Source organism: Ruegeria sp. E5, from assembly GCF_056534105.1.
Genome location: NZ_JBQFPA010000003.1, coordinates 548,405 through 558,530, shown reverse-complemented (window position 1 = coordinate 558,530; position 10,126 = coordinate 548,405). Strand labels below are relative to the sequence as shown.

The 10,126-nt window shown below is 56.9% G+C and carries 11 protein-coding genes; 4 read left to right on the top strand and 7 right to left on the bottom strand.

Annotated elements, in window-relative coordinates:
- Nucleotides 1-191 precede the first annotated feature (191 nt).
- The 4 genes from ACR0BI_RS14740 to ACR0BI_RS14725 are packed head-to-tail and all read right to left on the bottom strand — an operon-like array spanning nt 192 to nt 3,966.
- Nucleotides 192-1,226 (bottom strand): TRAP transporter substrate-binding protein, encoded by a 1,035-nt coding sequence (locus ACR0BI_RS14740; protein ID WP_170391784.1) that lies wholly within the window; start codon nt 1,224-1,226, stop codon nt 192-194.
- 51 nt (nt 1,227-1,277) lie between these two features.
- On the bottom strand, nt 1,278-2,597 hold the full coding sequence (locus ACR0BI_RS14735; protein WP_170391787.1) for a TRAP transporter large permease: 1,320 nt from the start codon (nt 2,595-2,597) through the stop codon (nt 1,278-1,280).
- The gene (locus ACR0BI_RS14730) at nt 2,594-3,178 is read right to left on the bottom strand and encodes a TRAP transporter small permease subunit (RefSeq protein WP_480562324.1); all 585 of its coding nucleotides are present in this window, start codon (nt 3,176-3,178) and stop codon (nt 2,594-2,596) included. The genes ACR0BI_RS14735 and ACR0BI_RS14730 overlap by 4 nt, the downstream gene beginning before the upstream one ends.
- Complete coding sequence (locus ACR0BI_RS14725) at nt 3,175-3,966, bottom strand: N-formylglutamate amidohydrolase (protein ID WP_480562325.1); 792 nt, start codon at nt 3,964-3,966, stop codon at nt 3,175-3,177. Before ACR0BI_RS14725 ends, ACR0BI_RS14730 begins: the two co-directional genes overlap by 4 nt.
- Nucleotides 3,967-4,094: 128 nt before the next feature.
- On the opposite strand from ACR0BI_RS14725, the gene ACR0BI_RS14720 reads away from it, so the two are divergent.
- Nucleotides 4,095-4,958, top strand: coding sequence for a MurR/RpiR family transcriptional regulator (locus ACR0BI_RS14720; protein WP_255611699.1), 864 nt, complete (start codon nt 4,095-4,097; stop codon nt 4,956-4,958).
- An 844-nt stretch (nt 4,959-5,802) separates the two neighbouring features.
- Here ACR0BI_RS14720 and ACR0BI_RS14715 read toward each other — a convergent pair.
- Nucleotides 5,803-6,477, bottom strand: a complete 675-nt coding sequence (locus ACR0BI_RS14715) for a TIGR04283 family arsenosugar biosynthesis glycosyltransferase (protein ID WP_480562326.1) — start codon at nt 6,475-6,477, stop codon at nt 5,803-5,805.
- Nucleotides 6,478-6,550: 73 nt separating this feature from the next.
- Between ACR0BI_RS14715 and ygfZ the strand changes: the two genes are divergently transcribed.
- Entirely contained in the window at nt 6,551-7,288 is a 738-nt protein-coding gene (gene ygfZ, locus ACR0BI_RS14710; protein WP_480562327.1) for a CAF17-like 4Fe-4S cluster assembly/insertion protein YgfZ, read from the top strand.
- A 106-nt stretch (nt 7,289-7,394) separates the two neighbouring features.
- Nucleotides 7,395-8,330: an ABC transporter transmembrane domain-containing protein gene (locus ACR0BI_RS14705; RefSeq protein WP_170391799.1), complete on the top strand. Its 936-nt coding sequence runs from the start codon at nt 7,395-7,397 to the stop codon at nt 8,328-8,330.
- Nucleotides 8,331-8,374: 44 nt separating this feature from the next.
- Here ACR0BI_RS14705 and efp read toward each other — a convergent pair whose 3' ends face one another.
- The gene (efp, locus tag ACR0BI_RS14700; RefSeq protein WP_170391801.1) at nt 8,375-8,938 is read right to left on the bottom strand and encodes an elongation factor P; all 564 of its coding nucleotides are present in this window, start codon (nt 8,936-8,938) and stop codon (nt 8,375-8,377) included.
- A gap of 219 nt (nt 8,939-9,157) precedes the next feature.
- Between efp and ACR0BI_RS14695 the strand changes: the two genes are divergently transcribed.
- Nucleotides 9,158-9,478, top strand: a complete 321-nt coding sequence (locus ACR0BI_RS14695; RefSeq protein ID WP_008757056.1) for a DUF6280 family protein — start codon at nt 9,158-9,160, stop codon at nt 9,476-9,478.
- A 73-nt stretch (nt 9,479-9,551) separates the two neighbouring features.
- Here the strand turns inward: ACR0BI_RS14695 and ACR0BI_RS14690 are convergent, their stop codons facing one another.
- A complete protein-coding gene (locus ACR0BI_RS14690; RefSeq protein WP_170391803.1) occupies nt 9,552-10,121 on the bottom strand; it encodes a cobalamin biosynthesis protein CobQ in 570 nt (189 codons plus the stop codon).
- Nucleotides 10,122-10,126 lie beyond the last annotated feature (5 nt).

Here is a 10,126-nt window from a genome sequence, read left to right as displayed (position 1 = left end):
CGCTTGCCCATCAAACGGCCCTGCATGTCAACCAGACAAACCAATACCGTATCAATCTCGCCAGACGAAACCTCAGCCTTCAAATGCTCAAATGTCAGCATGCAATACCTCTGTGATATGCGAGAATTTTCGACGAAAATTCTTTGTCCCTGTAACGACCGGCCCGCGAAAGAACGGGCCGGTCCAGTGTTTTATCCGTAACGATAGGGCCGCCCGGCCTTGAGCATTTCGGCGTTGTAGCGCTTGAAGATATCCACGACCTTTGCCTTGGTCTCGGATTCCGCAGCAATTTCGTCCCAGAACTTAACAGCAGCTTCTTCAACCGTCGCCCACTCTTCATCCGGGATGGTCGTCAATTGCATCTTGGTACCGTTAACCCGCAGGTTGGCCTCGCCGCCCCAATACCACCACTGGCGGTAGTAGTGCGACTGGTCACAGCAGACCTTGAACAGAGTTTGCAGATCTTCCGGTAGCTCGTTCCAGCGATCCATATTGGCAAAGAAGTGGCCGGCCCAGGCCCCCGAAATATTGTTGGTTAGGAAGTAGTTAGTCACATCCGCCCAACCCACGGTGTAGTCTTCGGTGATGCCCGACCAGGCAATACCGTCCAACTCGCCGGTTTGAACTGCAACTTCGATGTCTTCCCACGGCAGCGTGACGGGAACAACGCCAAACTGGCTGAGGAACCGGCCTGCTGTCGGGAAGGTGAAGATGCGTTTGCCCTTCATATCCTCCAGCGAATTGATCGGATCCTTGGTCGCAAAGTGACACGGGTCCCACGCGCCGGCGCTGATGTGTTTAACGCCAACCTTCGAATACTCTTCATCCCAGATCTCGTTCAGGCCCCACTGGTTGAACAGCACCGGCACGTCCAGCGAATAGCGCGAAGCGAACGGGAAGTAGCCGCCGAAAACAGTGACTTCGGTGGGCGAGGCCATCGAGTCATCATCCGATTGAACCGCGTCGATGGTTCCCTTCTGCATAGCGCGGAACAGCTCTCCGGTCGGGACCAGTTGATCGGCGTAGAACAGCTCGATCTGCATACGGTCACCGGCGATCTGGTTGAACATCTTGATAGCCGGGTCGATCACATGCTCGGCCAGTGCAGGACCGGCATATGTCTGCATCCGCCATGTGATCGTGCTTTGCGCCAGTGCAGGCGTTGCCAAAGGTGCCGCCGCAACCCCTACCCCCGCAGTTTTCAGAAACTTACGTCTTGTCGTCATGTCAATTTCCTCTCCGTTTAAGTTTGGGTGCCCGTGTGTCGGGCCTTCTGGTTAGTTTCCGTAAACATACCCGGGCAGCCACAAGGCGATCTCGGGGAATATCATGATTATTGCGAGCGCCAGGATCATCACCCCGACAAAGGGCACGATTGAGCGGTAGATGTCGCGCAGACTGATTTCTGGCGGAGCCATTGCGCGCATCAGGAACAGGTTATAGCCGAAGGGCGGCGTCATGTACGCGATCTGGGTGGTGATGGTGTAAAGTACACCGTACCAGATCAGATCGAAGCCAAGCGCCCCCACGAGCGGCACATAGAGTGGCGCCACGATGACGAGCATTGCGGTATCGTCCAGGAACGTGCCCATGATGATAAAGCTGAGCTGCATCAGGATCAGGATCAGCCACGGTGACAGCCCCAACTGCTCGGTGAACAGGTTCTCGATGGCCTTGACCGCGCCCAGCCCGTCAAACACCGCGCCGAAGCCCAGCGCCGCAAGGATGATCCACATGAACATGCACGAGATGGCCAAGGTTTGCTTGGTACAGTCCTCGAAAATCTTCCACGTCATCCGACGTTTGAGGACTGACGCCACAAGCGCCGCCAACGCTCCGATGGCCGAACTTTCTACCAATGAGGTCCAACCGTTCACGAACGGCAGCATCATCGCAGCGAAAATCATCAATGGCAGTGCCCCGGCCCAGAGCAGACGGAGTTTCTCGGACCTCGGGACCTCGTGCGCGTCTTCCATCGCTGGTCCCAGATGCGGTTGAAGCCGGCAACGAATCCAGATGTAGAGGATGAACAAAGACGCCATCAGCAGCCCCGGCACAATGCCTGCCAGCCAAAGTTGACCGACGGGTTGCCGCGCGATCATGGCATAAAGCACCAGAACTACCGAGGGCGGCACAAGAATTCCCAAGCTCGACCCGGCCTGAATGACCCCCGTCACCATGGTCTTGTCGTATCCGCGCCGCAGCAGTTCAGGCAGCGCAATCGTCGCCCCGATGGCCATACCGGCCACGCTAAGCCCGTTCATCGCCGAGACCAGCACCATCAGACCGATGGTGCCGATGGCAAGCCCACCGTTCACCGGCCCCATCCAGACGTGGAACATGCGATAGAGGTCATCGGCCAGACGACTTTCGCTCAGGACATAGCCCATGAAGATGAACATCGGCAGGGTCAGCAGCGGGTACCATTTCATCAGCTTCATCGCCGCCGAAAACGGAATGTCCTGCCCGCCTGTCCCCCAGAGCGCCAGTGCCGCAATGGCTGCGACGGCACCAATTGCACCAAAGACGCGCTGCCCGGTGAACAGCATCAGCATCATCGAAGCGAACATGAAGATTGCGATAAATTCCTGGCTCATGCCCGCGCTGCCCCGATCTCTTGCCCGTTGATCCGCGCAATGTCTTTGAAAAATTCTGATATCGCCTGCAGCAGCATCAGGAAGAAGCCGAAGACCATGATCGCCTTGACCGGCCAGATGTATGGCCGCCACGCGGTGGAGGATCGTTCAAGCCGTCCGACCTCTTCGCTGCCGGTCAGAAGGCCTGTGAAATAGGCGACAGGCTCATCACCCCAATAGCCCAGGCTGTACGCCGTGGATCCAAGCCCACCGTAGAACATTACACCCAGATAAAGGATCAGCAGCAGTACCGTGAAGGCATCGAACCAGGCTTTCCGGCGATGGCTCCAATTATGATAAAACAGATCCATTCGCACGTTCGAACCCAGTTGGATCGAATACGGACCCCCCATGATGTAATAAGTCACCATCGCAAACTGCGCCATTTCTAGCGTCCAGAGCGAAGGCAGAAAGAAGGTCTTCGAGATCGAGGACCACAGCAGGATGCCCATCATCACGAACAGGCCCCACATCATGACCCGCCCGATCCGGTAGTTCACCGCATCGACTACACGCACATATGCTGACATTGCCTTGATCATTCGCCCACCCCGCTACAAAACGGAGCAATGGTACGATTGATCCACGGGGCCAGACAATCGGCCATGACCCGCTGCTGCTCGGCCGTCTGAATCAGATCATTCCGGATCTCGATCATGACGTTCAACAATCCGTTGGGCGCTGCGTGAAGATCCAAAGTGTGCGCCACCCCGTCTGCCGCCGAATAGGGTTCGTTCAATCGAGTAACCAGGGGCAGCTCGTGCGCGGCGCTGGCCAACATCGCCTTGGCAAAGCGGGCGTCCTGGCCATGCAGCAAACCAAGCTCAACATCGCGCGGTGTTCCGCGGTATATCGGCGTGAAACTATGAACCGTCACCATGAGTTTTAGCGTGCGGTGATGACGGATCAGAACATCCTCCAGCCCTTGGCAAAACGGCACATATACGCCTTCGATCCGCTGCTGACGCGCATTGGCGCTCAGTTCAAGGTTCGCCGGGATTGGTGTGTCTTCACTGCATTCCGGCATAGCATCGGCTGCTTCGGGAGGGCGGTTGCAGTCATAAACCAGCCGCGACACCCCACCATGCACCAGCACGCCGTTCAACTGCTGGGCCAGTGCCTGTGCAACCGGTAGCGCGCCCGGGTCCCACGCGATATGGCTGCGCAGTGCCTCGGCACTTAGCCCCATGTCCCCCAGTCCGTCCGGGATACGATGCGAGGCGTGTTCGCACACCACCACAACCGAAGGCTCTTCCGGCGCGTCGTCGATGTGAACGACAGGACCGAAATCAAGCTGAGCAGAGGTGAGAGTGGCGCTACGTGATTCCATTTGGAAAAAATTCCACAGAGGTTCTTAACCTGTCAATAAATTTCCTGTATAAAATTCCCCAAGTCAGATTGCATTGTCAAATTTTCCACATAAACATGGGTAGAAAGGGAAAGGAGTATTCCGTGCGAGTGACAGAAAGGCTCCTTGCGCATCGCGAAATGATGACACCGACCGAGCGGCAGTTGGTCAACGTGCTGCTGGATGATTACCCCATGGCAGGGCTTGGCAGCATTACCGAGCTGGCCAGTATCGCCTCGGTTTCGACCGCCACGGTTGCGCGGATGCTTCAGAAAACCGGCTTTGATGGCTATCCGCAGTTTCAGTCCGCGATACGCAGCGAAGTGAAAGAGATGATCTCGGGGCCCGTCGCCAAACGGGATGTCTGGCAGAATGACTTACCTGAAGAACACATTCTCAACCGCTACTCCCGCCAAGCGCTTGAGAACCAGCGGCGTTCGATTGATGAGGTCGACCCGGATGAGTTTGACAGTTTCTGCCGTATGCTTTGCGATCCTAAACGGCGTGTTTTCATCACCGGCGGACGCATAACCGGGACCCTGGCGCAATATCTCTACCTCCACCTGCAGATGATCCGTCCTGATGTGAAGCTGCTGTCAGATGCAGCGTCGTGGACTCACGATCTGCTCGAAGTGCGCGAAGGCGACGTGCTGGTGGCCTTGGATGTGCGGCGTTATGAGAACACTACTTTGTTGATCGGGCAGCTTTGCCATGAACGCGGGGCCGAGGTTGTCCTGCTGACGGATCAATGGCGATCCCCCATCCACCGGCTGGCGAAACACACCTTTGCGGTAAGGATCGCAGTGCCTTCGGCCTGGGATTCCATGACTTCGCTAATGGTGCTATTGGAATGCGCCATTGCCGAAATGCAGGAACGTCTCTGGGACAGTGTCAAGCAGCGCACGGACGAGTTAGAGCAGGCCTTTGACCGGACGAAGCTGTTTCGCAAGTTCGGCCAAAGCTCGGGGTCCTGACGTCAGGTAGCGACGTTTCATAAGGTACAACTGCGCGTGAGCCCTGTTGTCAGACGCTGCGCAGACCGTACACTCCGGCGTATGACATTCATCGCTGAAAACCAATTACCTCTGCTGATACTGGCCTTTATGATCGGCCTGTTTGGCACAGGATTTCTTTTCCGCAAACCTGCAGGGCATCGGGCATGGAAACTGGCGGATCTGGTCTGGGTCGTATTGGGTGGGATCGGTGCACTGGTCGCCGTGTTGGCCGGTCTTTACACCTCGGACAGTTCGCGGCTGGACCGGCAGATCGACGTTGCTTATGCCGCCACGCTTGCATTCGACCGTGATGCCGCGCGGTTTCGGCTGAGGTTCTGTGACCCCGCTTACGACCCGGATACAGCTGTTTTGTGCGAAAAGGTAGAGTTTCTGTCCGCCTCAACCGCAAGCAATGCCGATTTACCGTTGTTCATCGCGGTCACGAACGAAGTAGCCCCGCTTCAAGGCCTGCATTTTCTATTCGGCCGCACGTCGAGTGATGACATGGATGAGGCCCGCGAGATGGCCGCGAAAGCGGATGCCTTCAGCATCGATCAATTTCTCGTCTTCACATCTCTGGACGATGATACACAAACCGCTATTGACAACATGCGGCGCAAGGTGCCTGCGATTGCCGGTGATTATCTGATCCTGGCCCAAAGCTATGACGATCTGATCGAACAGGTCGGCAAGCTCAAGGATGAATGGGAATATCTGCAGGCGAATGCGCATATTTTGGTACTGCAGATCATTGCCCTATGTCTGGTAAGCTTTGCTGCACCGTTCCGTCTGGGCAAATCCATCGTTGAGCTACGCACAGCTTTCAACGCCGATACGACTGCGCCAGCAGATGCGGATCAGCCCCCAGAAAGTACCGCGCCAGAGTCCAAAGGTTCCGCGCGCCCCGCCGAAACCAACCCTGACGGATATAGCGTTCCGCACTCGTAACCGCGTCTGCTTTCAACAGCACCGGGCGCGGCAAAGCGCGGATCAAGGCGACATCCTCCATCAGTGGCTGATCTGGGAATCCTCCGACAGAGTCATAATCCCTGCGGCGTACCAACAGCCCCTGATCGCCGTAGGGCAAACCAAACACTCTGCTACGCAGGTTGGCCCAACCAGCAACCCAGCGGGCACCAATCCCACTGACGCGAAACCGCAATCGGAAGGCTGCTGGCCTGTGCGAACGCAGATGCTCTGCCACGATGGCGCTCCAGCCTGACTGCAACTCGGTGTCGGCATGCAGGATCAGCAGCCAGTCGCCAGATGCTTTGGCACACCCCCTTTGCAACTGCCCTCCCCTTGACGCCGGACCTGTTACGATCATGGCTCCGGCTTCATCCGCCATCTCAAGTGTTGGGTCCTCTGAGCCGCCATCGGTCACGATTAACTCTCGGATCAGGCCCGAATGAAGCCCTTCCATCAAAGCCTGCAGCGTTCCCGGCAGGGAATGCCCCGCGTTAAGGGTCGGAATCACGATGCTGATCGGGGCGGACACGTCTGAAACCCTCTGGTCATGGCGGCGCGATTTCCTATATCACGAAGCCAGACGAATTGACGAGGATCAACCCATGTCCAATCGCCGCATTCTGCGCCTGACCGGCAAGGATACTGATAGCTTTCTGCAGGGGCTGATCACAAATGACGTGCAGCGGCTGGACGACGGGCTGGTCTACGCCGCCCTTCTGACCCCACAGGGCAAGTACCTGGCTGACTTCTTTCTCAAACGAGACGGTGAGTCGGTGCTGCTGGATGTGGCCGAAGTGCTGGCCGACGGGCTTGCCAAACGACTGACGATGTACAAGCTGCGTGCAGATGTGACCATCGACCAGACCGACCTGAACGTACAACGCGGCACCGGCCCCGCGCCCGAAGGCGCCCTACCCGACCCGCGGCATCCTGATCTGGGATGGCGCGCTTATTCTACCGCTCCGGAAGGTGATGACGGTACGGACTGGGATGCGATACGCGTCCGTCACTGTATCCCCGAAACCAGCATCGAACTGACGCCAGACAGCTATATTCTTGAGTCCGGGTTCGAGGCGCTGAATGGCTTGGACTTCAAGAAGGGCTGCTATGTCGGACAAGAGGTCACCGCGCGCATGAAGCACAAGACCGAGTTGCGCAAAAGTCTGCGCGTTGTCGAGATCGCGGGCACCGCTCCGGTCGGGACCGAGATTCACTCCAGTGGTAAACCCGCCGGGGTGTTGTTTACACAGTCTGGCGGAAAGGCGATCGCATACCTTCGGCTGGATCGCGCGGGGGACGACATGCAGGCGGGTGGCGCGACGCTAAAACTGCCAGGTTGATTTTGTTGCTGAACCGGCACGCCCATTCTTTTGAAACTGTTTGCGTATTTGACGCTGCCGGGCCGCGCGCTATCACTGACTGCAATTGGCCTAACGGGATACGTGCATGTTTCGCCTCTATACCGCGATATGGCGTGTCAGCGCCGGACGGCAAATCATCCTTATTCTGCTGTCATTGGCGGTGGCTGCGCTGGCGGCTGCTCCGCTTGAGTTCCAGCGCGACATCGTCAATCACCTGACATCTGATAGCATCGAAGTGGATCGCCTGCTGTTGCTGGGCGCCGGGATGATGGGCGTCATCCTGTTGAGCCTTACGTTGAAATGGGTGCTCGGGTATCGCTCTGGAACGCTGGGCGAGGACATCATCCGACTGATCCGGGGACGGTTGCTTGCCCGATCAATCGATCTCAGCGAAGAGGGGCAAGACCTTCGTTCGGGCACGATGACAACGGCCGTATCTGCTGAGGCGGAAGAGCTGGGCAAGTTCGCAGGCGGTGCGTTTTCCGATCCTGTAGTGCAAATCGGCACATTGATCAGCGTAATCGGCTACATCTCTTCCACCCAACCGGGGCTGGGCTTGATCGCACTTTCCATGATCGTTCCGCAGATCATTATCGTTCTGGCCTCTCAGCGAAAAGTGAACATCTTCGTGGCCGAGCGTGTTCGAATCCTGCGCAGCGCGACCGACCGCTTGACGCACGAGGATATCGAGGCGGCATCGCGAGCGATTGAGAAACAGTTTGACGAGATATTCGAGACCCGCCGCAAGATGTTCATCTGGAAACTCTCGGCCAAGTTCCTGCTGAGTGTCATCAATGGCGCAGGGACTGTTGGGATTCTGATGCTGGGCGGCTGGCTGGTGTTGCAGGGTAAAACCGATGTCGGCACAGTCGTGGCCGCGATAAGCGGTCTCGGACGCATTCAAGGCCCGACCGCTTTCTTGATCGCGTTCTACCGACAGGTCAGCGCCAATCGCATCAAGTACGAACTGATGCTGGAGCTGTTTGGAGATCATCCCGAGCGCTATCGCATTCGGACCTAAAAAAGGGCCGCAGAGCGACCCTTTTGCACCGAACTATCGTCCGCTTACGCGCGTTCGGAATACTCCATAGTCTCGGTATTCACTACGATCATCTCATCCTGCCCGATAAAAGGTGGCACCATGACCTTGACGCCATTGTCCAGAACCGCTGGCTTAAACGAGTTCGCCGCAGTCTGACCCTTCACAACCGGCTCGGTCTCGACGATCTTGCAGGTCACTTTTTGGGGCAGCGTGGCGTTCAGCGCCTCGCTTTCATAAAACTCCACTACGATGGTCATGCCGTCCTGCAGAAACGGGCGGCGCTCACCCAGCAGTTCCGAAGGCAGTTCGATCTGCTCGTAGGTCTCGGAATCCATGAACACCAGCATGCCATCGGATTCGTACAGGAACTGCTGATCCTTCTGCTCAAGGCGCACGCGTTCGACCTTGTCGGCCGAACGGAAGCGTTCGTTCAGCTTTGAGCCATTGCGCAGGTTGCGCAGCTCGACCTGGGCAAAAGCGCCGCCTTTGCCGGGCTTTACGTGATCCACTTTGACCGCCGCCCACAGTCCGTCATTATGCTCAAGCACATTGCCGGGGCGAATTTCGTTCCCATTTATCTTGGGCATGACTTAAATCCTTCACAAACGGTTGATGCGTCAGTTCTCGTCCCTATATCTGGCGTGACTACACCTGACAAGACAACGAAACCTAGTGCTGCACCTGCAGCGAGCCATGCAAATGACGCAACGCAACTATGCATTTTAGGTGTATCCGAATCGCATGTAATAGGTCATAAGGACCGTCACGCCGAAAATTGCAAGAGCAAGAAAAACAGGAAAGACGAGATGAGAGATTTCGTTGACGGCACTGCCTTTAACAACGAACAAGGCAATCGTGCACGCAAACTTTTCGCAGCCGTTGTACTGGCTGCTCTGGATGATGCCATCGCCGACGACAAGAAGTATGGCAACGGACCGGAACAAATTGCCCGTTGGGCACGTTCGCGCGATGGGCGCGAAGTACTATCGTGCGCCGGCATCGACCCGAATGAGCGGGTTGTTGGCGGGCTAATGGAATTTGTTGGCCGCGGTGTGCGGACGTCTGTCGCGCTGTCCCGCGAAGAAAGCGAGCGCCGGAATGCGGCTCAGCAGGCCGAAGCGGCCTGATTGACGCTCGCATCCGATTGAAAAAACGCGCCCTGACATCGGGGCGCGTTTTTCTTTGGGCTGATTGGTCAGATCAAAAATACATGATCCATTGCCACGCCACCCAAAGCTCGGCCGCCAGTAACAGCGCAAAGAACAGTTTTGCCGAAACCGACAGGCCGCGCTGCCAAAGCACCACATAGGCGGCAATGCAAATCGTCACTGAGATCGGCGCGATCCAAGCTGCATGATGTGTGCTGTCCCAATAGCTGATCGGACTGTGAAAGACCCATGAACTGATCGGCCAGAACTGCGGTCGGCCATCGCCTGCGTGCAATAAGAAATCCATCACCAAATGAAGTATCCCTGCGGATGCGCCAATGGTCAGCAGGTGCCAGCCGCGCCACAACCCGAGTGCAAGTGCCACTCCCCACAAAATGAACGAGTTATCGATGGCGAATACGGTTTGCCACGCGGGTGAAAAGTAAAGCTGATCAAACACCACCTGTGCCGGGATGTTCAGGATGTGCAGCGAAACGCCGGCCATCAGGTATAGCGACAAATCCGGCAACAAGGACCCAAACAGAGCTGCCCATAGCGTCGCGCCCCGGGCTGGGCGCGCAAAAACAGCAGCACCGATCAAAAGATGCGCAGGCGTATTCATATGGG

Coding starts and splice junctions, on each gene's coding strand:
- ACR0BI_RS14690 (WP_170391803.1), bottom strand. CDS start 10,121: ATGAATACGCCTGCGCATCTTTTGATCGGTGCTGCTGTTTTTGCGCGC.
- ACR0BI_RS14725 (WP_480562325.1), bottom strand. CDS start 3,966: ATGGAATCACGTAGCGCCACTCTCACCTCTGCTCAGCTTGATTTCGGT.
- ACR0BI_RS14735 (WP_170391787.1), bottom strand. CDS start 2,597: ATGAGCCAGGAATTTATCGCAATCTTCATGTTCGCTTCGATGATGCTG.
- ACR0BI_RS14695 (WP_008757056.1), top strand. CDS start 9,158: ATGAGAGATTTCGTTGACGGCACTGCCTTTAACAACGAACAAGGCAAT.
- efp (WP_170391801.1), bottom strand. CDS start 8,938: ATGCCCAAGATAAATGGGAACGAAATTCGCCCCGGCAATGTGCTTGAG.
- ACR0BI_RS14740 (WP_170391784.1), bottom strand. CDS start 1,226: ATGACGACAAGACGTAAGTTTCTGAAAACTGCGGGGGTAGGGGTTGCG.
- ACR0BI_RS14705 (WP_170391799.1), top strand. CDS start 7,395: ATGTTTCGCCTCTATACCGCGATATGGCGTGTCAGCGCCGGACGGCAA.
- ACR0BI_RS14730 (WP_480562324.1), bottom strand. CDS start 3,178: ATGATCAAGGCAATGTCAGCATATGTGCGTGTAGTCGATGCGGTGAAC.
- ygfZ (WP_480562327.1), top strand. CDS start 6,551: ATGTCCAATCGCCGCATTCTGCGCCTGACCGGCAAGGATACTGATAGC.